At 69.4% G+C, this 26,520-nt stretch carries 16 protein-coding genes; 10 read left to right on the top strand and 6 right to left on the bottom strand.

The annotated features are described in order from the left end of the window. Window positions 1–136: 136 nt before the first annotated feature. The 4 genes from IEY69_RS15560 to IEY69_RS15545 all read right to left on the bottom strand — a co-directional run bounded on the left by IEY69_RS15560 (window position 137) and on the right by IEY69_RS15545 (window position 6,313). Window positions 137–2,089 carry an APC family permease gene (locus IEY69_RS15560; RefSeq protein ID WP_189074065.1) on the bottom strand — a complete coding sequence of 651 codons (1,953 nt, stop codon included), beginning with the start codon at window positions 2,087–2,089 and terminating at the stop codon, window positions 137–139. A gap of 143 nt (window positions 2,090–2,232) precedes the next feature. Then, window positions 2,233–3,555 (bottom strand): Glu/Leu/Phe/Val family dehydrogenase, encoded by a 1,323-nt coding sequence (locus tag IEY69_RS15555; protein ID WP_189074064.1) that lies wholly within the window; start codon window positions 3,553–3,555, stop codon window positions 2,233–2,235. A 106-nt stretch (window positions 3,556–3,661) separates the two neighbouring features. After that, window positions 3,662–4,906 carry a Glu/Leu/Phe/Val family dehydrogenase gene (locus IEY69_RS15550; RefSeq protein ID WP_189074063.1) on the bottom strand — a complete coding sequence of 415 codons (1,245 nt, stop codon included), beginning with the start codon at window positions 4,904–4,906 and terminating at the stop codon, window positions 3,662–3,664. A 432-nt stretch (window positions 4,907–5,338) separates the two neighbouring features. Further along, on the bottom strand, window positions 5,339–6,313 hold the full coding sequence (locus IEY69_RS15545; protein ID WP_189074062.1) for a polyprenyl synthetase family protein: 975 nt from the start codon (window positions 6,311–6,313) through the stop codon (window positions 5,339–5,341). Window positions 6,314–6,449: 136 nt separating this feature from the next. On the opposite strand from IEY69_RS15545, the gene IEY69_RS15540 reads away from it, so the two are divergent. After that, window positions 6,450–7,034 (top strand): general stress protein, encoded by a 585-nt coding sequence (locus tag IEY69_RS15540; protein ID WP_189074061.1) that lies wholly within the window; start codon window positions 6,450–6,452, stop codon window positions 7,032–7,034. Between the two features lie 128 nt (window positions 7,035–7,162). After that, complete coding sequence (locus IEY69_RS15535; RefSeq protein WP_189074060.1) at window positions 7,163–7,399, top strand: hypothetical protein; 237 nt, start codon at window positions 7,163–7,165, stop codon at window positions 7,397–7,399. Here IEY69_RS15535 and IEY69_RS15530 read toward each other — a convergent pair. Both IEY69_RS15530 and IEY69_RS15525 read right to left on the bottom strand, forming a co-directional pair. Next, entirely contained in the window at window positions 7,392–7,991 is a 600-nt protein-coding gene (locus IEY69_RS15530; RefSeq protein ID WP_189074059.1) for a GNAT family N-acetyltransferase, read from the bottom strand. The two genes, IEY69_RS15535 and IEY69_RS15530, sit on opposite strands and share 8 nt — an antisense overlap. Then, on the bottom strand, window positions 7,988–8,395 hold the full coding sequence (locus IEY69_RS15525; protein WP_189074058.1) for a ketosteroid isomerase-related protein: 408 nt from the start codon (window positions 8,393–8,395) through the stop codon (window positions 7,988–7,990). The genes IEY69_RS15530 and IEY69_RS15525 overlap by 4 nt, the downstream gene beginning before the upstream one ends. 311 nt (window positions 8,396–8,706) lie before the next feature. Here IEY69_RS15525 and IEY69_RS15520 point away from each other — a divergent pair, with 311 nt between their 5' ends. The 8 genes from IEY69_RS15520 (at window position 8,707) to IEY69_RS15485 (ending at window position 26,394) form a co-directional block, all read left to right on the top strand. Continuing rightward, window positions 8,707–10,059 carry a hypothetical protein gene (locus IEY69_RS15520; protein WP_308425468.1) on the top strand — a complete coding sequence of 451 codons (1,353 nt, stop codon included), beginning with the start codon at window positions 8,707–8,709 and terminating at the stop codon, window positions 10,057–10,059. Between the two features lie 65 nt (window positions 10,060–10,124). Then, window positions 10,125–11,186, top strand: coding sequence for an A/G-specific adenine glycosylase (mutY, locus tag IEY69_RS15515; protein WP_189074057.1), 1,062 nt, complete (start codon window positions 10,125–10,127; stop codon window positions 11,184–11,186). A 118-nt stretch (window positions 11,187–11,304) separates the two neighbouring features. Further along, window positions 11,305–12,138 carry an isoprenyl transferase gene (locus IEY69_RS15510; protein WP_189074056.1) on the top strand — a complete coding sequence of 278 codons (834 nt, stop codon included), beginning with the start codon at window positions 11,305–11,307 and terminating at the stop codon, window positions 12,136–12,138. Window positions 12,139–12,450: 312 nt separating this feature from the next. After that, window positions 12,451–12,942: a hypothetical protein gene (locus IEY69_RS15505; RefSeq protein ID WP_189074055.1), complete on the top strand. Its 492-nt coding sequence runs from the start codon at window positions 12,451–12,453 to the stop codon at window positions 12,940–12,942. Between the two features lie 80 nt (window positions 12,943–13,022). Beyond that, complete coding sequence (locus IEY69_RS15500) at window positions 13,023–15,278, top strand: hypothetical protein (protein WP_189074054.1); 2,256 nt, start codon at window positions 13,023–13,025, stop codon at window positions 15,276–15,278. A 136-nt stretch (window positions 15,279–15,414) separates the two neighbouring features. Continuing rightward, complete coding sequence (locus tag IEY69_RS15495) at window positions 15,415–18,177, top strand: DUF11 domain-containing protein (protein WP_229784029.1); 2,763 nt, start codon at window positions 15,415–15,417, stop codon at window positions 18,175–18,177. A gap of 3 nt (window positions 18,178–18,180) precedes the next feature. After that, window positions 18,181–22,929, top strand: coding sequence for a DUF11 domain-containing protein (locus tag IEY69_RS21985; protein ID WP_189074053.1), 4,749 nt, complete (start codon window positions 18,181–18,183; stop codon window positions 22,927–22,929). A 159-nt stretch (window positions 22,930–23,088) separates the two neighbouring features. After that, window positions 23,089–26,394 carry a DUF6923 family protein gene (locus tag IEY69_RS15485; protein WP_189074052.1) on the top strand — a complete coding sequence of 1,102 codons (3,306 nt, stop codon included), beginning with the start codon at window positions 23,089–23,091 and terminating at the stop codon, window positions 26,392–26,394. The last annotated feature ends 126 nt before the right edge of the window (window positions 26,395–26,520 follow it).

The following is a 26,520-nucleotide window of genomic DNA, read 5'->3' as shown; positions in this document are numbered from 1 at the left end:
TGATCGCCATACAGCATAGGCCCACAGTTTCTGGGTGTCAATAGACTTGAGTGCTATACGCTCAAGTCTAAGATTGGCTCAAGGTCACACGGATTCCGGTTGAAAGGTTTGCAAAAACGTTCAACCCGCTCCGGCCTCAGCCTCCCACATGCACGATGGGCCGCCGGTCGCGGTCCGGCTCGGCGCGGCGCAGGATCTCGCGGGTCAGCGGCGGCACGTCCCCGCGCCCCCCGATCACGAAATCCAGCGCCAGCTGCAGCGGGCTCTCCTCGGTCCAGCGCATGTACACCTGCGGCGGCGCGCCCTTCTTCCGCAGCGTCAGCATCACGGCCGCGATCGTGTTCGGGATGCTCGACCCGCGCGCCTTCAGGATCGAGTACGGCCCCACGCGCAGCCCTGTGACCTCCACCACGTCCGTGAACTCGCTCGCGTCATCCACCTCCACCTCCAGGAACAGGAACGGCTCGTCCTCGGGCAGGTGCACCATCTGCCGCACCCGCAGCTCCTGCTTGCTGTACTCGGCTTCCGACGCCCGGCCCGGGTGGTGCGACACGAAGCGCAGCGGGCGGATCGGGTGGGTCTTCAGGACCTCGATCGCCGCCTCGTCGAACTGCACCTGGCTGACCCGCAGCTCGAACGACCTCGACACGCGCGAACTGACCCCCACCGCGAGGATCAACACGATGAACAGCAGCGCGATCAAGAGGCCCTGCGGGTTGCTGAAGATCGTCACGGCGCTCGTGTACACGAAGATGGCGCTGATCACCCCGAACGCCCACGCCCGCCGGGGCTGGCGGCGCCGCACGGCCGTCAGGCACACCGCGACCGCCGCGGAGGTCATCATGGCCAGCACCCCGGTCGCGTACGCCGCCGCCTGCGCGTCCACGTTCGCGCGGAACGCGGCCGTCACCACGCACGCGATCAGCAGGTAGATCAGCACCAGCGGACGGTGCAGCCGCGTCCACTCGGGCGCCATGCCGTAGCGGGGCAGGTAGCGCGGCACGATGTTCAGCAGGCCCGCCATGGCGCTGGCCCCCGCGAACCACAGGATCAGGATGGTGCTGATGTCGTACGCCGTGCCGAACCACTCGCCCAGGTACTCGTGCGCCAGGAACGCCAGTGCCCGCCCGTTCGCCTCGCCGCCCGGCTGGAACGCTGCGGCCGGGATCAGCAGGGTGGTGACCAGACTACTCGTGATCAGGAACGCACTCATCAGCAGGGCCGCCGTGGTCAGCAGTTTCTTCCCGTTGCGGATGCGTCCGGTGGGCCGCTCCTCGGTGTCTCCCGCATCGCCCTTGATCAGCGGCATGACGACCACGCCCGTCTCGAAGCCCGACAGGCCCAGCGCCAGCTTCGGGAACACCAGCAGCGCCGCGCCGATCAGCGCCAGCGGCGAGCCGAAGCCCACGTTCAGCGTGCCCAGCCACGCCTGCACCAGCTCCGGCTGGCCCAGGATGACCTGCGCGCCCCTGCCGATCACCACGGCGCTCAGGCTCAGGTACGCGACGACGAGCACCACCGCGATCCCGATGGCCTCCTTGAAGCCCTTGAGGAACACCGCGCCCAGCAGCAGCAGTAGCACCAGTGTCACGCCCACCTGATGCCCCTCGAGCGTCTCCTTCAGGAACGGGTTCTCGATCAGGTGCGCCGAGGCGTCTGCCGCCGATAGCGTGATCGTGATGATGAATCCGGTCGCCACGAACCCGATCAGCGACAGCACCAGGAACTTACTGGGCCAGTACGACAGCAGCCGCTCCAGCATGCTGATCGAGCCGTCCCCGTGTGGGCTGTCCTCCGCCACGCGGCGGTACATGGGCAGCGCCCCGAACAGCGTCACGAGGACCAGCACCAGCGTCGCGAACGGCGACACCGCCCCCGCCGCCAGCGCCGCGATCCCCGGCTGGTAGCCCAGCGTGCTGAAGTAATCCACCCCGGTCAGGCACATGACCTTCCACCAGGGATGCTGACGCTCGTGCGCCTGCACCTGCGGCTCGGCCTCGTAGAAGCCCTCCTGCTGCGGGTGATCCTCCTGCTGCAGCACCCAGCGGGAAACTTTCTGTGACAGGGGCCTCAGCGGCGAGGAGGGCATGACTCGCGGAGTATCCGCCTTTCAGGAGCGGAATGAAAGGTGCCCCGCCTCACGCTTCAGGGGCGCCTCCAGAAGAAGATGGGCGCGGAGGTTCCCCCCAGCACCCATCCTCCATCACCTATCGACCTTCAACCACCCACTGCTTACGGGTACAGGCCGCGGAGGGCGCGGGCTTCGAGCACACGGGTGCAGGCGACGATGTACACGGCGGTGCGCAGGGTCACGCCGTGGCGTTCCTTGACGTCCCACAGGCTCCCGAACGCCTCGCTCATGATGCGGTCGAGGCGCTTGTTGATCTCGTCTTCCGTCCAGAAGAACGAGCTGAAGTCCTGCACCCACTCGAAGTACGACACGGTCACGCCGCCCGCGTTCGCGAGGACGTCCGGCACGACGGTCACGCCGCGTTCGGCGAGCAGGTCGTCCGCGGCGGGAATGGTGGGGCCGTTGGCGCCCTCGACGATCAGTTTCGCCTTGATCTGCCCGGCGTTCGCCAGGGTGATCTGTTTTTCCAGCGCGGCGGGGATCATCACGTCGCAGTCCACGCCCCAGAACTCGTCCCGCTTGATCTCCTCGGTGCCGGGCATCTCGGTGATCTTGCCGGTGCGGCGCAGGTGTTCCAGCGCGGCCTTCGGGTCGATCCCCGCGTCGCTGTGGATCGTGCCGGTCACGTCCTGAATGGCGACGATCTTCGCGCCGTGCTCGTGGAAGATGCGCGCGGCGGCCTCACCCACGTTCCCGAAGCCCTGCACGGCCACCCTGGCGCCCTGCATGGGCATCCCGAGTTTCTTCATGGCCTCGGCGCCGGTCACGAACACGCCGCGCCCGGTGGCGTCGCCGCGGCCCAGGCTGCCGCCCAGGGACACGGGCTTGCCGGTCACGACGCCGGTCGCGGTGCGGCCCACGTTCATGGAGTACGTGTCCATCATCCACGCCATGGTCTGCGGGTTGGTGTTCACGTCCGGCGCGGGGATGTCCTTTTCCGGCCCGATGATCAGGCCGATCTCGGTGGTGTAGCGGCGGGTCAGGCGCTCCAGTTCCCCCGTGCTGTACTGGCGGGGGTCGATGCGGATGCCGCCCTTGCCGCCCCCGTACGGGAGGTTCACGGCGGCGTTCTTCACGGTCATCCACGCCGACAGCGCCATGACCTCGCTGAGCGTCACGTCCTGGTGGTAGCGCACGCCGCCCTTGGCGGGCCCGCGCGACGTGTTGTGCTGCACGCGGTAGCCCTCGAAGTGCGCGACGGTGCCGTCATCCAGGTGGATGGGCACGTCCACGACCAGGATGCGCTTGGGCCGCTTGAGGGTCTCGGCCCAGTAGGCGAGCTTGCCGAGGTACGGCGTGACGCGCTCGACCTGCTCGAGGTAGATCTCGTACGGCCCGATGTTGTTCGGGTCGAGGTAGCTGGGAATGGCGTGCGCGCCGGATTTGGGGCCAGCGTTGTTGGTCGGATCTTGCGTGGCGGTCATGGCAGTGCCTCCAGGGAAGGAGAGGGGGTATGGGTGGTGGTTCGTCTTCGCCGCGCGGGGCGGCCCGCGCGTTGCCGCTGGTGAATTCAGCGCGCCGGGAAGGCGGTTATGGGTACACGCCACGCATCACGGTGGCGTTGTGCAGGCGGTTCAGGGCCAGGGCGTACGCAGCGGTCCGCAGGTCGGTCTGGCGCGTGCGGGCCACCCCCATGACGTCACTCACGGCGACGTTCACGCGCTGGTCAATCGCGGCCTCGATCTCCTCCTCGGTCCAGAAGAAGTTGCTGGCGTCCTGCACCCATTCCAGGTAGTTCACGACCACGCCGCCGATGCTGGCGATCAGGTCCGGGATGACCTGCACGCCGGCCTCCGTCAGGAAGCGTTCGGCCTCGGGCAGCACGGCGCGGTTGGTGGCCTCCACGACGTAGCGGGCGCGTACGGCGTGGGCGTTCCCGGCGTTGAGGGTGCCGTAGTCGTACGCGAGCATCAGGACGTCCACGTCCAGCTCGGTGACCTCGGCGGGCGTAATGTCGGTCGCGAAGCCCGCCACGCTGCCGTGCTGCTCGCGGTACGCGGACAGCGCGTCGAGGTCCAGGCCGGCGCTGGCGAAGGTCGCGCCGTCCTGGTCGGACACGGCGATGACCAGCGCGCCCTGCGCGGCGAGGGTCTGCGCGGCGCGGCGGCCCACGTCCCCGAAACCGTACACGGCGACCTTGGCGCGCTCCAGGCTCTCGCCACGGTCTTCCAGCACGCGCGCGGCGACCAGCGCGGCGCTGCGGCCCCGGGCGTCCTTGCTGCCGTAGCTGCCGCCCAGCGGGATGGGTTTGCCCACCACGACGCCGTTGCTGGTCGTGCCGGTGTTCTCGTTGTACGTGTCGAGCATCCAGGCCATGGCCTGCGCGTCGCTGCCCACGTCGGGCGCGAGGATGTCCTCGTTGTGGCCGATCAGTTCCACCAGTTCGCTGGTGTAGCGGCGCACCACGCCCTCCAGTTCGTGGGGGCTGAGGGTGGCGGGATCGACGTCCACGCCGCCCTTGGCGCCGCCCAGCGGCAGGTCGGCCACGGCGGCCTTGAGGGTCATGATCGCGGCGAGGACCTCGCACTCGTGGGCGTTGACGCCTTCACGCAGGCGCACGCCGCCCATGCTGGGCCCGCGTGAGGTGCTGTGCACGGTGCGGTAGCCGCGGAACACGCGGATGCTGCCGTCGTCCATGCGCACCGGGAGGTTCACGCTGACGGTGCGTTTGGGGTACTTGAAGTACGCGAGGGACTGGTCGGTGACCTCGCAGTGGGGCAGTGCCAGCCGGAGTTGCTCCATGAGGCCCTGCCAGTTGAGTCCTGATGCCCGCATTTGACGCTCTCCTTCCCTTCGGTGGGAACTGTGGTGGGTGTGGTCGGTTCAGGCGCAGCATACACGCGCCCGGTGAGACGCATAGACAGGTGCGGGCCGGGGCGCGTCCCACGATGACGAGCGTGGACTGAGGCGTGAACCTCCGAAGTTGTATCCAGTATCCACGGAGGCGTCAACCCCACTTTCTCACGCTGAACACGCGTAAAACCTGAACCGATTCCACCTCGGGCCTGCGTGGCCTGGCCGCCTGTAACCTGCCGAACGGCAATCACCCCTCCGGGTGCCCTTTGACACCGGCTGCCGGATGGCGTCCCACGCGCCGGGACGAGCGTCAGGCTGAACCGGGTACAGACAGGACCGCTCCGTCAGAGCGCCACGGAAAGAGGGGAGCCGCACTGGCCCCCCTCTGCTGCCTTCTTCTGCCGTCTCCGCTCAGCGGCTGCGTTCGATCTCACGCACCGCCAGCCGCTCCAGCGCGTCCCGCGCGTCCCCGGCGGGCAGGGCGCGCAGGGCGTCCACCGCCAGCCACGCGCGGCGGCGCACCTCGGCGCGGGTCGCCTCGAAGGCCCCCTCCTGCGCCGCCAGCGCCTGCACGCGCGCCACGTCCCCCTCGTGCGACGCGCGGCGCTCCAGCACGTCCCGCACCTCGTCCCCATGCGGCCCCTTAAGCAGGTGCAGCAGCGGGAACGTCGCCTTGCCCTCGCGCAGGTCGCCACCCACCGGTTTGCCCAGCGTCGCCTCGTCCGCCGCGAGATCCAGCAGGTCGTCCTGCATCTGGAACGCCATGCCGTACTCCAGGCCGAATGTCGCCAGCGCCTCCCGCTGCGCCGCCGTCGCGCCCAGCAGCACCGCCGGGGCCTCGGCCGCCAGCTGCGTCAGCGCCGCCGTCTTCCCGTGAATCACCGTCAGGTAGTGCTCCAGGGCGTACTCCTGGTACGCCGCCACCTGGAACTGCAGCACCTCGCCCTCGCAGATCACGCTGGCGGTCTCACCGAACATGCGGGTCAGGGCCGCGCCGCCTGGCATGCCCGCGAGCAGCCCCAGCAGGCGCGCCAGCATGAAATCCCCACTCATGACGCTCACGACGTTCCCGAAGCGTCGGAACGCCGCCTGCTGACCCCGGCGCGTATCCGCGTCGTCGATCAGGTCGTCGTGCAGCAGCGACGCCGAGTGCAGCAGCTCCACGCACACCCCCAGGTCCCGCACACCGGCCCAGTCCGCGCGGGCCGGACTCGCGCCCAGCACCTGCGCCGCGAGCAGCGCGATCATCGGCCGGACCCGCTTCCCGCCCGCCGCGACCAGATCGTCGCCGATCAGCTCAATGAACTCCACCCGCGAGCGCAGCACCTCGCGCAGCCGCGCTTCGAACGCCGCATCCGGCAGGCCGAGGGTGAGAAGGCCAGTCATGCGCGCAGTATAGGGAGGCGGGGGGTAGCCAAACGTACCACCCCCCCCACCTTCCGCCCGGGCATGAAGGCACACGCAGCGCCCCGAGCGCTTTGTCCCTCGCAGGTCACGCGCTTCTCATGCTACAAAGCAGGGTATGGAAAGTGTCGTTGCTCTCTTCCGCGAACCCCAGCAGGCGCAGGGGGCGCTGCAGACCCTGCTGCAGCGTGGCTTTGACCGTGACCACCTCGGCTTTGCCCTGACGGACGTCGTCGCGCAGGAGGACATCGCCCAGCAGACCGGCGTCAGCCCCGAAGCCGGACAGCCCGCCGGGTCCGCCGCCGTCCTCAAGGGCGCTTGGCTGGGCATCGTGGGCGGCCTCCTGCTGACCGTGCCCATCTGGCTGCTGCTGCTGATCATCCCCGTCACCCGCGTCTACGCCGACGGCGGCGTGCTGGGCATCCTGTTCGGCGTGATCGGCGGCGGCGCCCTGGGCGGTCTGTTCGGCGCGCTGGCCGGCAGCGACCATGGTGACTTCGTGAACCTGCTGCGCCGCATGGGCGTGCCCGCACCCCAGGCCGAGAAGTTCTACGGCGGCATGAAGGACGGGCACGTGATGGTCATCGCCCGCGACCCCAGCGGTCAGCGTGCCGACGAGGCCCTGAGCGTCATGCGCAAGCATGGCGCCGTGAAACTCGAGGACGCCGTGGGCGGCGGTCAGTTGCAGAGCGAACGTCACTAGACCTGCCTGACGTCGCGCGGCCCGCCCTCTGAACTCCGGAGGGCGGGCCGCGCGCTCTGTCCGGAACGGGGGAGAGGTGACCAGGAGCCGGAAGAGCACGGTCAGGTGTGGCTGGCTACACTGACGGTATGTTCGGTCGCCGCGTTCCGCCTCACCTCGTGTTCGCCTTCAGCCTGCTCCTCGCGGCCCTGTGCGCCTGGGCGGCGTTCGCCGCGCTGACCAGCAACCGGGTCGTCTGGGGTGTCCTGGCCGCCGTGTTCGCGGTGTGGTTCACCGTGGACGCGTTCCGCTCCTACGGCTGGGCTCAGGCGAAGAAACGCGAGGAAGCCGAGAAGCGCGCCCACAACCACCCTGACCTCAAGTGACCCCGTCGGCGCGGCGCACCCAGAAGCGCATGGGCTTCGGCGTCTCCTGCCCGCCATTCAGATCCGGCCAGGACAGCGTCGTGTGCAGGTCCGGGCGTTCCACGTACCCGCGCGCCGCCCAGAAGGCGTCATGCGCGCGGTACGGCCGCGGGCGCAGCGGGTGATCTTCCGGACGCTGCACCGCGCAGAACGCCGTGACCCCCAGGCCCAGTGCGCGGGCGTGTGCCTCCCGCCCATCGAAGAACGCGTGCCCCAGGCCGCGCCCCCGGTATTCGGGCAGCAGGACGCTCTCGCCCAGGTACAGCACGTCCCGCTCGTCGAACTCGGACGTCCGGAACGGCGCGCGGATCTCATCCGTCTCCTGCGTCAACGGGAGGGCGCTGCTGGCCCCCACCACCCGCTCCCCGTCCCGCGCGAGGATCACCACGGCGTCCAGCGCGTCCAGGTACGTGCGCAGGTACGTCTCCTCGTACGCGGCGCTGCCGCCATACAGGTACGGGAATTCACGGAACACGCTGATCCGCAGCCGCGCCAGATCTGCGATGAACGGCGCCAGCTCCGCGCCGCCCACCGCCTGAACGGTCAGGCTCAAGCACCCACCTGCCGGGACCAGTCCGCCAGGTTGTAGTAGTTCGTGACCCGCGCGATTTTCCCGCCGCGCACCTCGAAGAACGCCCCCACGGGCAGCACGTACCGCTGCCCGCTCGCCTCCGGCAGGCCCGGATCGGTCCGCAGGTACTCGCCGTGAATCACGAACTCCGCGCTGGCCCGCGCGCCGTCCGGGGTGCTCATGACCACCAGATCCCGCGCCTGCTCGCGGTAATGGGCGTCCATCTTCGCCAGGAACGCCCGGAAGGCCTCCACGCCCACCTGGGTGCCGCCCTCGTTGATGTCGTGCCGCACGTCGTCGGTCATCAGGGCCAGCATGCCCGCGAAATCGGCGGCGTTGAACGCGGCGTAGTACTGCTCGATCAGGGTCCGGGTGGCGTCGTGCATGCCTGCACCATAAAGCAGCCGGGCGCCCCTCCGGGCCGAGATCAGCCCAAGGTGTCAGGCCATCAGGTCGGTTGAGGCCCCCATTCGGGTCCACCCGTCATGAAGCGCGTCACTCACCACCTTCACAGGAAACAGGGGGTGCAGTTCATGCGCAGAGCGTACGATCTCAGAGCAGGTCAGGCGCGCCTGACGGATGGGGCTGGATTCCTGCGCTTGACAGGACGAAATCTGCTACTTTAGAAACACTTTAATTCAGCAGTGAATCGTTTCACCCGCCCGCCGGGGAACGGCCCAACTGGAGGAACCCACGAGTGAAAGCTCTGCGCTACATCATCACCCGACCCTGCCTGCAGGAAGGCAGCCTGCGTCTCCTCAAGTACCTGGAGGGCACCTTCCCCAGCGCCGGCGCCATCACGCTGATCGATGACCACAGCTGCGAGCACCACGCCCAGGTGGACCTCCAGGCCCGGCGCGTCACCGGACTGGGCAGCCTGTACCACGCCCAGAACCTCGGCGTGAACGACGTCCTGATGATCACCCCGCTGGCTGCCGGTCGCTACCAGGTCGAATCGATCGTCAAACCCCACGCGCCGCCTCCCGCTCCCCGCCGCGAAACTCCGAAAGCCCCGGAAACGCGCCGCGTCGTGGTCTCCACCACCCCACACGTGCGGGAGGTCCGGATGCAGGAGGTCCGTGCCCCGCTGGCCATCAGCAGCGAACCGGCCGTCACCGGCGCGGCCAGCGTCAAGGTTGGCGCGTCCGCCGAAGCGCCCCGCGTCACCGCCGAACCCACCCGCGCCGCCCCCCAGCCCGAACCGGTCACGGCCCGCGCGACCACCCCCACCCGCACAGCTGCCCGCACCGACAGCGCCCCTGAAGGTCCGACGGCCCGGCCCGTACCCGCCAGCTCCGCCGCCGTGCGACCCCTGGACGTCCGGTTCGACGCGCCCGCCCCCCGCACGGTCACGCTGACCACGCCGCCCGCCGCGCCACTGAATCTGCGCGACGACGCCGGACAGCTGGCCGAACTGGCCCGCCTGACCGGCTACCGCCTGGAGGACCTGGGCAGCGGCGTCCTGCGCCTGAACGCCGAACTGGGCGCCCACAGCTACGCGGTTCTGGTCGCCACGAGTGAAGCCGCCGTACGCGCCGAAGCCTGGAAGGAACGCGCCGACTACTGCGTCCTGCTGACCGCCGAGGGCGACCGCCCGGTGAACACGCCCCGCCTGACCCGCGAGGCGCTGGAAGCCCTGATCGACCACGCCCAGCTGGCGCCGCTGTCCCCCGTGGACCTGCGCGGCTACTGGAAGGCCGGCAGCGTGGACCTGGAAGCCGCCGCGAGCGTCGCCGAGCTGGTCGGCGCGTACCTCGCGCAGCGCGGCGCGTTCAGCGCGGTGCTGCTGACCCTGGCGCAGCAGCCTGCGCACTCGCTGGTCAGCGTGCAGCGCCTCGCCGAGCGGCTGGGCAGCGGCGTGAACTACGCCGAACTGGGCAGCATCCTCGACACGCTGACCCGCGCGCCCTTCCTGGCCCTGACTCCCCTGCCCGGTGGGCAGTACCTGCTGCGCAGCTGCGTGAACGACATGCTCACGGAACTCGCCGAGTACGCCGAGGGACTGCGGCGCCGCACCCGGGTCCCCACCCGCGAGGCCGTCCCCGCCTGATCCGCCCCGGCCCAACCTGAACGCCGGACACGATCCGCCCCGCACCGCGCCCCTACACTGGCGCGGTGCCCGCGTTCACCCCCACCCCGTTCACGCCCGCCCAGCTGACCGAACTGCGCGCCGCGCTGCTGAACTGGTTCGACCGGCAGGGCCGCGACCTGCCCTGGCGGCAGGGACAGGAAGGCCGGCGGGACCCCTACCGCGCCTGGGTGGCCGAGGTGCTCCTCCAGCAGACGCAGGTCGCCCGTGGCCTGACCTACTACCAGCGGTTCCTGGACACCTTCCCCACCGTGCAGGCCCTGGCCGCCGCGCCCGAAAGCGAGGTGTTGAAAGCCTGGGAAGGCTGCGGCTACTACGCCCGCGCCCGCAACCTGCACCGCGCCGCGCAGCACGTCGCCACCCACGGCTTCCCGCAGGACTTCGTCGGCTGGCTGGCCCTGCCGGGCGTCGGGCCGTACACCGCCGCCGCCCTGAGCAGCCTGACCGGCAACGAGGCTCGCGCCGTGAACGACGGCAACGTCCGCCGCGTGCTGGCGCGCCTGCACGCCCAGACGCATCCCACACCCGCCTGGGTGCAGGGCCACGCGGACGCTCTGCTGGACCCGGCGCGTCCCGGCGCCTGGAACGAGGCTGTCATGGACCTGGGCGCCACCCTCTGCACGCCCAGAACCCCGCAGTGCCCGGCGTGCCCGTTGCGGCCCTGGTGTCAGGCGCACGTGCTCGGCACGCCCACGGCGTACCCTGCCCCGAAAGCGCGGCCCGCCGCGCAGGAGGTGCACGCCGTCGCCGTCCTGATCGGCACGCCGGTGTGCGCCGTGCTGGAACGCCGGGCGGGCCCGCTGCTGGGCGGCCTCATGGGACTCCCCACGCAGCCCTTCGAACCCGGGGCGCCCGGCGCGCAGACCGGCGCACTCGCCGACCTCTGCACGCGCCTGCACGCCACGCCCGGCCCGGCCCTGGGGCAGGTGACGCACACCATGACCCACCGCCGCATCACCCTGCACCTGTACCGCGCGGACGGCGGTCCGGACCCGCAGGACGTGAGGACCGCCGCCCTGTCCCGTCTGGACCACAAGGCCCTGCACCTCGCCCAGGCGCACGCCGCGCCGCTCTTCGGCCCGGAATAGGCGGCTCCGGGTCCGCACCACCCGGGGCTGGCGTCAGCTCCTGACGGCGCTGACCGACCTGGCTGCCCGTGGTCCTTTCCGCGGATGCGCGCTGCGGCGCAGACGGTAAACTGACAGCGTGAAGTCTCCTGCCGCCGCCCAACTGCTCGTCCGGACCGTTCAGACCCTCAGGAACTCGGTCCGGAATGCCCTGGTCTGGGGGTACGAACAGCGCCTCGCCCGCGAGGTCCGCGAGCACGGAAGGCTGCCGCAGCACCTGGGTCTGATTCTGGACGGCAACCGCCGCTTCGCCCGGGCCAGCGGCCTGCAGCGCGAACTGGGCCACTCCATCGGCGCGGACAAAGCCCATGAGGTCCTTCAGTGGTGTCTGGAACTCGGCATTCCCGCCGCCACCATCTGGGTCCTGTCCACCGACAACAAGAGCCGCGACCCGCAGGAACTCGCGCACATCCTGTCCCTGCTGGAAAAAGAAGCGCGCGCCCTGGCCACCGACCCCCGCATTCACGCCAACCGCGTGCGCGTGCGCGCCATCGGCCAGCACGCGGGCTTCCCCGCGCAGGTGCTCGCGGCACTGAACGATCTGGAAGCCAAGACCGCCCATTACGACGGCATGCGCCTGAACATCGCCGTCGGCTACGGCGGCCGCGAGGAGATCGTGGACGCCGTCAAGGCGCACCTGAACACGCAGGTCAGCGCCGGACTGACCCTGGCCCAGGCGGCGCAGGCCCTCAGCCCGGACGACATCAGCGCGCACCTGTACGCCGCCGACACACCCGACCCGGATTTCATCATCCGCACCAGCGGCGAGATCCGCCTGTCGGGCTTCATGCTGTGGCAGAGCGTGTACTCCGAGTACTACTTCTGCGACGTGTACTGGCCCGGGTTCCGCCGCGTGGACTTCCTGAGGGCCCTACGCGACTACCAGGGCCGCGACCGCCGCTTCGGCCGCTGACCTGCCCAGCCGACCTGCCCGCCGCGCCGGGGTCAGCCACGGGTGCCCCCGGCGGGGGTACGTCAGCTTCGCTTGACCCTACGGCCTCGGCCACCACAGCACCGGGGCAATGTGAATTTTGCCGTATCTGACGGGAAATCAGACAGAAACCTCACGGCCGTCCAGATGAGAACCGTGCGCCCCGTCTGTCACGCGCCACGGCGCCCGCACCCGCGTGTAAGCAGCACGTAAGACCCCCCTTCTTAATCTTCCCTCAGTTCTGGTGCAACGGAACGCGGCGTCCCATCACGACCCGACTGGAAGGAGAATCACATGAAGCTGAAGTTCACCCTGATACTTGGCATCGCAGGCATGACCGCCGCGCAGACCGCCAGCCCGGTCAGCCTGAACCTCGTCATGTCACTGGTCAAGACGATCAAGGTGAACGGCAAGGACACGGAACAGCTCACCCCCAACCCCAAAAATGTCCTGCCCGGCGACGTGATCAGCCAAGTGGTGACCGTCCGCAACACCAGCGGCAAAACCGTCCGCCAGCTCCCACTGACCCTGCCCGTCCCCAAAGACACCCGCTACCTGGCCCCGGAAAGCGGCCTGAACGACGCCACCGTCCAGTACTCGATCGACGGCGGCAAGACCTTCGCGTCCGCCCCGCTCAAGAAGACCGTGACCGTCACCGAAAACGGCCGCAGCGTCACCCGCGAGGTCACCGTCAACCCCAGCGAGTACACCACCGTCCGCTGGACCATCGCGGAACTCGGCGTGAACGACACCCTGAAACTCGGCTACCGCATCCAGGTCAGATAACCCCGCACCCACCGGACCGTCCAGGTGCACGCGCGCCTGAACGCCCCCACCCTGCTGCTCAAACGTCCACGGAGGACCGCATGAAAAAGACCCACCTGTTCACCCTGATGGCCGCCCTGGCGGTCGGCTCCGCCACCGCGCAGACGGCGTCGGTCAGCCGTACCGGTAACCTCACCAACGCGGGCCTGACCATCACCAACACCGCCACGGCCAGCTTCCAGGACCCTTCCAACACCGCGTCCACGATGACCAGCTCCTCCAACACGGTGAGCACCACCGTGCTGCCCAAGTACGGCTTCAACATCACCTATCCGGCCGGTGGCGACAGTGACACGACCGACCTCGTGACCGGCGCCCCCGCCACCCACCAGCGGACGAACGTCGTGCCGGGCACCAGCGTGGCCTTCGCCTACGTGGCCGTCAACAACGGCAACGCGGCGCAGACCATCACCCTGACGAACAACGCCACCACGGGCGTCAGCAACGTCCGCTACTACCTGAGCAACCCCGACACCAACGGCGACGGCATCATCACCGCCAGCGACACCGCCACCCCGATCGCGGCGGACGGCAGCGGCAACATCAACCTCACGCTGCCCGTCCAGGGTGATGATCCCGGTACCCCCGCCGTCGAGACCAGCACCGGCATGGTGACGTTCTACATGGCGTACGCCGCCACCGGAGTGGGCGACGCCGTGGTCGGCGCCACCCCCATCGGCACCGGTCAGGTCTGGAGCGGCACCGCCAACGTGAGCGCCATCGAACAGAAGGACCCGGGCACCCCCAGCTACGACGACCTGTGGTGGCAGTACAGCAGCGCCAAGATCGTCAAGGCGCAGCTGACCAACGATCCGCAGAACCCCGGCACCGGTACGGTCACCCCGCCCCCCACCGGCAGCACCACCACGCCCGGCTACACCTCGCCCACCGGCCCCACGGGATCCACCCCGATCGCGGTCTCTGGCGATGAGCAGATCGCCTACCCCAAAGCCGACGCCGACGCCCTCAACGACTCGGTGACCTTCACCAACACCGTCAAGAACGGCGCCGCCATCGCCGATACCGTCGCCCTGAGCGTCGTGCCCCGCACGACCTTCCCCGCCACCGGCTACAGCCAGGTGGTGGCCACGACAGGCACCGCCGGTGTCTACACGGTCACGCAGACCAACCCGGACGGCAGCACCACGGTCGCCACCGTGACCCTGAGCACCACCAGCCTTACCGTGGCCGCCACCGGCAGCAGTACTTACGACGTGACCGTGTCCTACCCCGATCAGGACTCCGGTACGCCCTACCCGGTGTACGTCGCCGTCGGCGCCGAATCCGGCAACGACACCGACACCACGGTCGACGACACCACCTACGACACGATCTACCCACCGGCCATGCAGTTCAAGGATCAGGTCACCGACCTGAACACCCAGGCCGGTACCGCCGGGAACACCGTGTCCTTCCCGATGACGGTCGTCAACCCCGGCGAATACGCCGACACGTACACCCTGTCCGGATACACCGTCGTCACGCTGCTTGACGGCAGCAAGCAACTGGTCGGCATCGTATACAGCAGCGCGACTGCCGGTGACGTCACGCTGACCGGCACCCGGTCGGTCACCGACGCGGCCTCCGGCCAGACGGCCACGATCAACGTCTACACCACCAGGAGTGTCAGCGCCAACGGCAGCCTGAACGTGAGTGCCGGCGTGGCCCTGCCCGGCGGGACCAACCCGGTCGCCTACACCACCAGCACGACCGCCTACACGGTCAACCAGACGGCCACTGCGGTGTACAGCGGCATCACGGCCAGCGACACCAACGACAAGATCACGGTGGCCCTGAACGGCGCCCTGGCGGTCGCCAAGTTCACCCAGACCGCCACCACCTACGCCGCCAACAGCGAATACGTGCTCGGCACGACGGCCACGAGCGGCACCAGCACCGATGCCAAGGCCATCGCCAACCCGGCCGACTACAGCGCGATGAACACGCTGGGCCGCACCTCGTACGCGCCGGGCGTGAACTACAGCTACAGGATCATCGCGAAGAACACCTACAACACCCGCGTCGAGCGCTTCTTCCTCAGCGACAGCCTGAATGCCAACCTGACGCTCGTCTCGGTGACCGGCTCCGTCAGCGGCAACACCATCGTCGGCTCCACGGATACCAGCGGGGCCACCATCATCTACAGCACCGACAACGTCACGTGGACCACCACGGCTCCCACCACCGGCAGCGCCTTGTACGTCGCCGTGGATGACCCCGCCCAGACCGGCAACCAGCCCGGCAGCCTGGACCCCAGCGCTACGCTGGAGATGACCATCACCGTCAACATCAAGTAAGTTCTGCTTGGGCGTGCCCTGCGCTGGCGTGGGGCGCGCCCTTCTCCAAACTGAGACGACTTTTTGAAGTTTCGCACAGTTGAGTGCGTCGCCCTTTTCTCACCGCACTGCTGGTGCGCCCACCGAGGAGCTCACCGTGAACCTGTCCACGTCACTGGCCCTGACCGCCCTGCTACTCGCGTCTGCCGCGCAGGCGTTGACGCCCGCCGGGACCGTGATCCTGAACCAGGCGCAGGCGGAATTCATCCCGCCTGACGGGGTCACCCCAGTGCAGGTCCGGTCCAACGAGGTGCAGACGGTCGTGCAGGCAGTCTGCTCGGTCAGCGTCACGCCGAACGGAACGGTGATCCAGCCCGGTCAAAGCGCCGCCGTGCTGCCGGGCGAACGGGCGGTGTTCACATACTCGGTCGTGAACACCGGCAACAGCCGCTTCACCCTGCCGCTGATGGCCCGCACCGAGGCCGAGAGTACCGTGACGCCCAGCGTGCAGGTGATCCACGACCTGAACGGCAACGGGCAGCCCGACCCACAGGAACCTGACGTGACCAACGTGACCCTGGATCCGGACGCGCAGACCCAGGTGCTGCTGGTCGCGCAGGCCGGAGCGGCCGGGAACGCGTTCGTGAACCTGACCGCCTCGTGCGCGGGCGGCGGGTCACCGGACGTGGACAACGTGAGCGTGCTGCGGGTCGGGCCGCCGCCCGCGCTGAACGTGCAGAAGACGTTCAGTCCGGCGGTGGTTCGCCCGGGGACCGAGACGACCGTGACCGTCACCACCCGCAACTCCGGTCAGGGTGAAAGCCGCGAGGTGATCCTGACCGACCTGCTGGCCGAGCAGGTGGCGCGTGGCCTGACCTTCGTGCCGGGCAGCGCCCAGGCCAGTGCCGGCACCCTGGAGTACACCCAGGACGGCCGCACGTGGACCTCCGCCGAGGTGACGCCCGTGCGCGGCGTGCGGGTCCGCGTGCCAGCGCTGGCGCCGGGCGCCGAGGTGACGCTGACCTTCCGGATGCTGGCGAGCGCGGCCGCCGAGGGCCAGCAGGTCGAGAACACCGCCACCGCCCAGACCGGGCAGGATCAGAGCAGCGGCCGCGCCACCGCGGACGTCCGCTACCAGCCGGGCGTGGCGATCGGCCCGGTCGGGCAGCCGGAAGCGGCAGAAGGTACGGCCGCCGACACGCAGAGCCGGCCCTTCGCCGTGACCGGGCAGCTCGTGTGCTTCGACCACACGGCGAAGAACACCGGGGACGTGCAGGACTCGTACCGGGTCACGGTCACGTACCCGCAGGGAGAGGCGGCCGCCACCCTGTTCGGAGAGAACGGGCAGCCGCTCGTGCAGCCCCTGGCGCTCCGGCCCGGGCAGACGGCGTTCGTCCGCGTGTGCTACGACGCGCAGCCCGGCGGACTGAGCGCCCTGGTCACCATTGCCGGAGAGCGCGGCACCACGAACGCCACGCGCGACCTGGTCGGGGACGTGCAGAGCGGCCTGCCGGACCTGCGCAAGACGTACGCGGCGGTCAGCGGCGCGTCGGGGCAGCCCATCCCGGTGGGCGGCACGGTGGCCGTCGGCGATCAGATCACGTACACCCTGACGGTCCGTAACCCGTTCAGTCAGCCCCTCACGAACGTCGTCCTGACCGACCCGATTCCGGCGCATGTGGACGCCGTGCAGGCCAGTGGCGGCGGCGTGATCGGCGGGCAGCCCGGCGCGCAGACCGTGCAGTGGACCGTCGGTACCCTCGCCGCCGGAGAGAGCCGCGCCGTGACGGTCACCACCCGGGTCTCCACCCGCGCCCTGGACGGCGAGGCGCTGCTGAACACCTTCAGCATGGCCAGCACGGAACTGCCGCTGGCCATGGCCAGCAACGAGGTGCAGACCCCCGTCTGGAGTGCCCGCCTGCTGATCCGCAAGGTGGTCAGCGCGACCGAAGCCACGTACGGCGACAAGCTCACGTACACCCTGACCATCACCAACGAGTCCGCCACGACCAGCATCGACGACGCCGTGATATCCGACACGCCCGCCACCGGTCTGGAGTACGTGCCCGGCACCAGCACCCTGGACGGCCAGCCCATCCCCGACCCCACCATTGTGGACGGCACCCTGCAGTGGACGGTCGCCGCGATCCCCGCGGGCGGCAACGTCAGCATCGGCTACCAGACCCGCGTGACCCCGGCCGCCAGTGGCGAACTGGTGAACACGGCCGTCGTGACCGGCCAGGGCGCCGGCGGGCGCGCGCAGGCCATCGCCAGTAACGTCGCGACCGCCACCACGAAACTCAACCCGTTGAAGTTCGCGCCGCTGGCCGACATCGTCGGGACGGTCTTCGTGGACCGCAACCGCAACGGCCTGTACGACCCGCTGCTGGACCTGCCGCTCGCCCGCGCCCGCATCCTGCTGGCCGGAGGCCGCGAGGCGCTGACCGACGCGCGCGGCCGGTACTCGCTCCCGAACGTGGCGCTGGGCAGCCAGGCGCTGCGCCTCGACCCCAACACCACCCCCTACCCGCCCCTGAACACCCCCCAGGACGGCGGGCTGAGCGGCACCCGGACCGTGTTCGTGCGCGGCCTGACCAGCGTGGACTTCCCACTCGCGCCGCTGGGCGGGCAGGTGGACGCGCTGCGCCGCACCACTCTGACCATGGGCGACGTGACACTTGAAAAAGCCGTGTACGCCGCAGACGGCGGGTACGTGGTGACGCTGCGGCTGACCACACCGCGCCGCCTGGAGGACGTGAACCTCACCGATCCCCTGCCGGCCGGCGCCATCCTGAAAGAAGGTAGAAATATTCACTTCGGTACCGTGGAGGCAGGTGAACTGAACCTCACCTACCGCTTCGACTGGACGGGCGAGCCACGCGCCGCCACCACCGACCCAGATCTGAGCTGGAGGTACTGACACGTGCAACCGGACTTCAAGCGTTTCGCCACGACCCTCTCGGCCCTGCTGGCCGCGAGCGTCCCGGCGGGCGCGCAGGACATCAGCACCAGCCTGCCCCTGACCTCCGTCGGGGACCGGCTGATGTGGACGGTCGGGGACCAGGACCTGCTCCTGGACGTCCCTCTGGCCGGTCCCGTCCGGTTGGAACTGTACAGCCCCCGCCTGGACCCCGCCGACTACCGCGCCGACACCTACTACGGAGACGAGCAGTACGACGCCGGCCGCAGCCCCGTGACCACCACCTTCAGCGTGCTGCGCGAGGACGGCAGCACCCTGCTGACCCGCACCTTCACGCCCGGTGACCACGACTGGGCCACCCTGCTCAACCAGGACCTGCCCGCCGGACGCTACCGCCTGCGCGCCGCCACCAGCGGCAACGGCAAGAACACCTTCGCCATCCGCCTGGCGGGCGTCAGTGCTGAAGTGAACGCCGATCAGCTGAGCGTGAACGTGCACTCCCGCGACTGGGTGGCGGCCGTGAACGTCCACACCGACGGCCACGCCCACATGCTGCGCCTGTACGACGGCGACGGCCCCAAGGAACTCGAAGCCCGCCTGCGCGACGCCGAAGGCAACCTGTACCCCCTGACCGTCAGCGCCGACCTGCAGGCCACCGATCTGCCCCTGCCCGCCCGCCCCGGCCGCTACACGGTCGAACTGCGCCAGCCGGCCACCGCGCGGCAGTTCAGCAACACGGTCGGCTTCAGCCTGCTGCGCGACGGCGCGCCGTCCCCTATCACGGTGGCCCGCGTCGACCAGACCGGCACGCTGGGCGTCCGCGCCGAACTGGTCCTGCCGGGCGAACGCCGCCCCACCCGCGCGCAGGTCACGGCCGGACCCACCCCGCTGGACGTCGACGGGCAACTGGACCAGCGGGTCGCGCCGGGCACGTACACCGTGACGGCCGCCCCCGTCCCCGGCGCGCAGGTCAGCGTCAGCGGTCCCGTCACGGTGCCCGCCCTGGGCCGCGCCGACGCCGTCGTGCAGGTCCGGCCCAGCGTGGACCTGACCCTGAGCGCCGACAAGCTGGACGTCTGCCAGGGCGACACCGTCACCCTGCGCGCCCAGGCCAGCACCGCCTTCACCGGCGAGCTGCCCCTGAACCTCACGCTCAGCGGCGCGAACCAGACCGATCCGCTCGACCTGACCGGCACGCTCAGCGCCGCCACGCCCGGCGAACTAACCCTCACCACCACGGCCACGCAACCCGGCCCGCTGACCTTCACCGCGCGCCTGGCCCCCTGGGACATGGAACGGCAGGTGCAGGTCAACGTCCGGCCCGAACGGACCACGCTGCACCTGCAGCGCGACATGCCCGGCAGCGCCACACTCGGCGAGACCGTCACGGTCGCTCTGCGCGTCACGAACACCGGCCCCGACGCGCAGGACTTCGACCTGACCGAACAGGTCCCCGCCGGCCTGCAGGTCACCGACCCCACCCACCTCAGCGGCACCCTCGCGCCCGGCGAGACCCGCACCCTCAGCTACCGCGCGACCGTCCAGACCCCCGGCCCGCTGACCGCGACCGCCCAGCTGCAGGCGCAGGGCTGCGAAGCCCCGCAGAGCAGCGCCGGCACGCTGACCGCCCAGGCCCCCACCCCCGCCACCCCCCCGCAGCAGCAGCGCAGCAGCAACGTCTCGCTGCCCTTCGACGCGCCCGGTCAGGCCAGCGAGATCGTCATCGCGCACACCCCGCCCACCGGCGCCGAGTACGTGCCCGGCAGCGCCCGCCTGAACGGCGCGCCCCTGCCCGACCCCCGCCGGGGCGCCAGCGGCACCCTGTACTGGACCCTGCCCGGCCCCGCCCGCCTGACCGGCGCGGCCCTGCGCGGCACCGTCACCTACGACCTGACCCACAGCGGCCCGCTGGCCGAACTGCCCGCCCCGGCCCTGCTGGCGCGCTTCACCGGCGACCGCAGTGAGGTTCTGCAGGGCCGCCTGAACGACGCGGACCTGAACGCCGCCCGCACCCTGACCAGTGACCAGGCCGCCCCGACCGAAAACGCCGGCGCCATCAAATTCCCCCTGCAGGGCACCCTGATCCGCATCCGCGACCGCATCAACGTCACCGTGGAAGTCCCACTCGACGGTCCCGTGAACCTGCTGGTGAACGGACAGCCCGTCGGCGAGGACCGCATCGGCGAGACCACCACCGACCCCGGCCAGGGCATCCGCCGCCTGACCTTCATCGGCGTGCCCCTGAAACCCGGCGCGAACACCCTGCACCTCGGCCCCGACACCGTCACCGTGCACCTCGTCGGCGCGACCACCCGCATCGAGATCACGCCCATCAACCTGACCGCCGACGGCGCCAGCCCCCTGCGCCTGAAGGTCCGCACGCTCGACGCCAGCGGCAACCTGACCACCCAGGACAGCGTCACCCTCCGCAGCACCATCGACCCCATCCAGGGCGGTGCCAACAGCGCCACCGGCACCTACACCCTGCCCCTGCAGAACGGCGAAGGCGAACTGACCCTGCAGCCCCAGTCCACGCCTACCACCCTGAAACTTCAGATCATCCAGGGACAGGACGTCAGGCCCTACACCTTCGACGTGACCCCCGGTAGCAGCCGCGTCGGCGTGGGCCTGCTCAGCGCCACCCTGGCCCTCGACGGACAGCTGAACGTTGCCGACGACCTGACCTGGCAGGCCCGCGCCACCTACGAAGGCCCCCTGGCCGGCGGCAAACTGTACGTCGCGGCCGACAGAAACGGCCTGCCCACCGAGCAGGACACCCTGCGCCGCTTCTCCACCTTCGGAGACGCCAGCACCCAGACCACCCCCCTGCAGGGCATCGACCCGGTCGCCATCCGCTACGACCACCCCAGCTTCCGCGCCGAGTACCGCACCAGCAGCCTCCCCATCGACGTCCTGCCCGTCGGCGAGCAGCTCACCGCACTGACCGTCACCAGCAAGAGCACCCCCCAGGTCAGCGGCTTCGTCGCCCTCGTCCCCGAAGACCGCGCCCAGGACACCCTGACCCCCGAACGCACCCGTCTGCTGCGCCTCACCCGCGGCGACATCGCCCCCGGCAGCGACACCCTGATCGTCACCACCCTGGAACGCGACACCGGAAAGGTCCTGCGTCAGGTCACCCTGCAGCGCAACGTCGACTACATCCTCGACCACCGCACCGGCATCATCACCCTCGCCCGCGCCCTCGACGACCTCGACCCCGCAGGCAACGACATCCGCGTGCAGGCCACCTACCGCCTCAACAACCCCCTCGCGCAGCGCACCCTCGCCTACGGCGCCCAGGTCAAATACCAGACCGAACAGGTCAGCGTCGGCGTGGCCGCCGTCAGCCTGGACGGCACCGTCACCACTGGCGCCCGCGCCACCTACGACAACGGCACCACCCGCACCGACGGCCTCCTCGCCTACGCCGGCGGCCTGCAGGCCAGCGCCGACTTCAGCACCAAACTCGGCAGCAGCGCCATCCAGGCCCGCGTCCGCTACCAGGACGGCCACTACCAGGGCCTGGCGCCCATCACCCCCGGCCTGACCGCCAGCGCCACCCTCAGCACCCAGCACACCACCCAGCTCAGCAACAGCGTCCAGGCCGACTACCACAACACCCTGGGCACCGCCCCCACCGACACGCAGGGCGGCAGCGTCACCGCCCGCGCCGACTACCGCGCCGCCCCCTTCAGCGTCGGCGCCGGCCTGAAATACGCCTACGGCGACCAGTACGGCCTCGGCGCCGTCCTCAGCGCCGGGTACCACAAGGCCCCCTTCGACGTGGACCTCACCCACACCCAACCCCTCACCGGCAGCGCCGGAGGGAACCTCGACCCCATCACCACCATCAGCACCCGCTACGCCGTCACCGACGCCATCACCCTCGGCCTGACCGACGAGATCAACTGGAAAACCGGCCAGCGCGCCACCCTCACCCTCGACACCCGCGTCGGCAGCGCCAACTACCAGGTCGCCTACGACCTGCCCACCGCCAGCGGCCAGGGCAACCGCGCCCGTTTCGGCGTCACCACCACCGTCCCCCTCACCACCCAGCTCACCGCCGGCGTCCGCGCCAGCGCCACCTACGACCTCCAGACCCGCACCCCCGAACTCGGCGCCGGCCTCGACCTGAACTACAAAACCCAGACCCTCAGCGCCACCACCGGCGCCGACCTCACCTACACCAACAAGGGATTCGGCGTCGTCCTGCGCGGCGGCATCAGCGGCAGCCTCAGCGACCACCTCACCCTGACCGCCGACGGCCTCGTCGAATTCGGCGCCGGCAAGAACGGCCAGCGCGCCGCGCTGGGCTTCGCCTACCGCAACCGCACCGTCAACGCCCTGGGCAGCGTCCGCTACGTCAACGGCACCCTCGCCGGCAACCAACCCGAACTGAGCAGCAACCTCGCCGCCGAATACCGACAGCCCACCTGGGCCGTCCGCGCCGCCCTCGACACCCGCACCCTCCTGAACGACACCGGCAGCTTCACCGCGCAACTCGGCCTGAACGGCACCTACTACGTCACCGACCGCGTCAGCGTCGGCGCCTGGGGCCGCGTCATCACCCAGCCCGGCAGCCAGACCACCCAGCTCGGCTACGGCCTGGAAGCCAGCTACCGCGCCCTGCCCGGCACTTGGATCACCGCCGGGTACAACCCCCAGGGCTTCACCGGCCTGGGCGGACCCGACACCCGCCGGGGCGCCTACATCCGACTCGACCTGACCCTCGACGAGACCCTGGGCAAGTGAGGCGCCCTCCACGGGAGAGTCGGCTCAGCCTGAGCCGCACTCTCCCGTTTTCGCACGTCCACAGGCGGATGTCCCACCGCCCTGTAAGGCCCGCGCAAGACCGCGCCCGCCACCATGAAATGTCAAGCCCAGCCCTTCACACACCAAGCGAGGCCGCCCATGAGTTCACCCCGATCCCGCTCAGCCCGTTCCCTGCCCCGACTGCTGACGGCCCTGACTGCGCTGGGCGTCAGTGTGGCAGGGGCGCAGGTCACTTTTCCGGTTCAGCAGAACTTCAAGACCAACACCGCGCCCGGCTGGACGTTGGGCGGTAACGCCACCCTGACAAGTGGTGGCGCCGACGCCAGCGGCGACGGCTGGCTCCGCCTGACCACCAACGGCAACAACCAGACCGGGTACGCCCTGCTGAACAATGCGTTTTCGGCCACCCAGGGTGTCGTGGTGGATTTCGACTTCGCGTCCTGGGGTGGCAGCGGTGCAGACGGCATCAGCTTCTTCCTGTTCGACGGCGCGACCATCACGCCACGCATCGGGGCGTTCGGCGGTTCGCTCGGGTACGCGCAGAAGACCGCAGCGTCCGGCGCCGTACCCAGCGACATTCCCGGAGTGGCCAACGGATTTATCGGCATTGGCATCGACGAGTACGGCAACTACTCAAACCCGACCGAAGGCCGCTCCCTGGGGCCCGGCTTCGTCCAGGACGCCGTCGCTATCCGCGGACCAGGCAACGGCGCCGCGACCACCGATTACCAGTACGTGACCGGCGCCGCGGTTCCATTCACGCTGGACATCACCGGTACCACGACTCGGCCGTTGCAGACTGGCTCTAATTTCCGGCACGCCCGCCTGATCATCCAGCCCAACCGCAGCACCACGGTGCAGATCACGAACGGCCAGAATGCACCGACCACCATCATCAACAATTACGCGTACGCGTACGCGGCGCCCAGCACCCTGAAGCTGGGGTTCGGTGCGTCCACGGGCGGCCTGACCAACTTTCACGAGATTCGCAACGTCAGCATCACGCAACCCACGGACCTGAAGATCACCAAGACCGATAACTCCGCCACGGCCTACGCCGGCGGGCCCATCGCCTACACGATCACGGTGACGAATGCCGGGCAGAACACGGTCCCCGGGGCTGTCCTGACCGATGTCGTTCCCGCCACGATCACGGGCGTGACCTGGACCTGCGCGGCCTCCAGCGGGAGCAGTTGCGCCGCTGCTTCGGGCAGTGGCAACAACATCACCACCACCTCCACCCTGACCGCCGGAGGCACCGCCACGTACACCGTTCAGGGCACCGTGTCGGCCTCCGCCAGCGGCACGCTGTCCAACACGGCGACAGTCACGGCCCCAAATTCCCACACGGATTTGGATGCAGGCAACAACTCCGCCACGGACACGAGCGCCGTCACTTCGGCTGGAACGCCCTACAGTTGCGACGCCCGCTTCTACCAGCTGCGGGTGGACGCCAGCGGAACCACCTCCAACCTGTACCTGCTGGACCGGCGCAACCTGTCGTCCGGAGGGACCTCCCAGTGGACGACTGGATTCGGCACTCCCCTGAATGCGCTGGGATTCAATGATGCGGACGGCTACTTCTATGCCCTGAACATTACTCCATTTACCTCTGGCGCCCCCTACCGGCTATACCGTCTGGGCCGCAACGGTGCGGTCGAATTCTACTCGACCACCTTGCCTGCCGGCGGCAACATCGCGGCCGCGACCGTGGACGCTGCCGGCGTGATGTACATCCACAAGCAAGGGGCAGAGACAGCGCTGTACCGCATTCAGCTGCCCACCAGTGTGGGCGGTGCAGCCAACATGATGGCCCCGCTGACGCTCACTCAGTCAACTGCGATCTTTGACCTGGCCTTCAACCCGGTGGATGGTTTCCTGTATGGCGTCCTGTCGCCGGGTGGTGCCCTGAAGATCAACGTAGCGAACGGTCAAACCACCACCCTGGGAAGCTTCGCCGCCGTGAACGCCACCAACGCCATAGGCAGTGCCTTCTTCGACGTCAGCGGCGCCCTGTACGCCTACCAGAACGGGGGAACCTACGGTCTGATCAACACCAGCAACGGGACCTTCACTGCCTTGGCGACAGCCATTCAGGCCAGTCAGTCCGATGGAGCGTCGTGCGTCTTTCCGGACAACCGGATGGACGTGGTGAAATCCGCAGGGACTGTCACGGCGATCAGTACCAGAACCTTCGACGTGCCCTACACCGTCACGGTCAAGAACACGGGCCCGGTCACCAACCCGAATGTGCAGGTCACGGAGAACCTCAGGGCCACCTTCAGCGCGGGCACCCCTGCCCTGAGCCTTGTGGCCGGGCCGACCGTGACCAGCGGAACGCTCACGGCGCAGTCAGCGTTCGACGGCACATCCAATTTCGCCCTGTTCAACGGCTCCGGCTCACTGGCGCCGGGAGCCAGCGCCACCGTGACCTTCACCGTCCGGGTTGCCTACCCCGACACGGCCAGCGTGCCTGCCAGTACCGCCCAGCAGAACAACACGGTGTACGCCAGCACGGCCGGTACGGCCAATGCCGGGCACACCTTCGTCAGTGGAACGCCGGTTCCACCGGTCGACCTGCTCGCCACGGACACCTCCACCAACAGCAGCGCGGTCCCCACCACGGCCAACAGTGATACCCCCTCCGCGACGCCCGTCACGCTCCCTGACGTGACTGACCTCAGCATTGACAAGGCGGGCGCCGCCTTCGCAAAAAGCGGCGATGCCATCGTGTATACCCTGACCGTCACCAACAGCGGACCCAGAGGAGCAACCGCCGTGTCCGTCACCGATGCGCTTCCGGTGGGACTCACGTACGTCAGTAGCAGTCCCGCGGCCACAGTCAGTGGTCAGACGCTGACGTGGACGCTCGGTACCCTGGCGGTCAGTGACACGCGGACGATCACCGTGACGGCCAGTGCCCCCAACGAGACCACACTGGTCAGCACGGCGGCAGCGCGGAATCTGACCAACACCGCCACGGTCAGCACCATGACCGCAGAGCCCAACACCAGCAACAATACCGACGCAGTGACCACACAGATGATCGCGGCGAAGCTGACCAAATCGGTGCAGAACGTGACCCAGAAGTCAGCGGTTGGGACGGCTGTTGGGGGCCTACCCGGTGACGTTCTGGAGTACTGCATCGCCTTCCAGAACATCGGTGGGGTGGCCCTGCCGAACTTCCTGCTGACGGATGACGTACCGGGGAACACCGCCGCGCAGACGAACGGATACGACCAGGAACCGACCGCCGTCCCCGGCAGTGGCGTGAAGTTGACGCGCAGTGCGACGACGTACCTGACGAGCAGCGCGGCGGACACCGATGCCGGTAGTCTGAGCACCACCGCGGGACAGTACGGGCAGGGCACCTTGCGGGTGACGCTGGGTTCACTGGCCGTCGGAGAGCAGGGCAGTGCGTGTTTCCGCACCGTGATCCGCTGACCGACTGAACCAGCACGATCCCTCTGCAATACCGGGTCCGGGGGGATCGCGGTGCGGGCTGGAGGGCCGACCGGGCGGCCGTGGGCAGCGGCGGGTGGCCCGAAGGGCTCCGCTCTAGAATCGCGG

Source organism: Deinococcus sedimenti (assembly GCF_014648135.1).
Classification (GTDB): domain Bacteria; phylum Deinococcota; class Deinococci; order Deinococcales; family Deinococcaceae; genus Deinococcus; species Deinococcus sedimenti.
This window is presented reverse-complemented; position numbering and strand designations above follow the sequence as displayed.

Coding starts and splice junctions, on each gene's coding strand:
- IEY69_RS15560 (WP_189074065.1), bottom strand. CDS start 2,089: ATGCCCTCCTCGCCGCTGAGGCCCCTGTCACAGAAAGTTTCCCGCTGG.
- IEY69_RS15555 (WP_189074064.1), bottom strand. CDS start 3,555: ATGACCGCCACGCAAGATCCGACCAACAACGCTGGCCCCAAATCCGGC.
- IEY69_RS15550 (WP_189074063.1), bottom strand. CDS start 4,906: ATGCGGGCATCAGGACTCAACTGGCAGGGCCTCATGGAGCAACTCCGG.
- IEY69_RS15545 (WP_189074062.1), bottom strand. CDS start 6,313: ATGACTGGCCTTCTCACCCTCGGCCTGCCGGATGCGGCGTTCGAAGCG.
- IEY69_RS15540 (WP_189074061.1), top strand. CDS start 6,450: ATGGAAAGTGTCGTTGCTCTCTTCCGCGAACCCCAGCAGGCGCAGGGG.
- IEY69_RS15535 (WP_189074060.1), top strand. CDS start 7,163: ATGTTCGGTCGCCGCGTTCCGCCTCACCTCGTGTTCGCCTTCAGCCTG.
- IEY69_RS15525 (WP_189074058.1), bottom strand. CDS start 8,395: ATGCACGACGCCACCCGGACCCTGATCGAGCAGTACTACGCCGCGTTC.
- IEY69_RS15505 (WP_189074055.1), top strand. CDS start 12,451: ATGAAGCTGAAGTTCACCCTGATACTTGGCATCGCAGGCATGACCGCC.
- IEY69_RS15500 (WP_189074054.1), top strand. CDS start 13,023: ATGAAAAAGACCCACCTGTTCACCCTGATGGCCGCCCTGGCGGTCGGC.
- IEY69_RS15485 (WP_189074052.1), top strand. CDS start 23,089: ATGAGTTCACCCCGATCCCGCTCAGCCCGTTCCCTGCCCCGACTGCTG.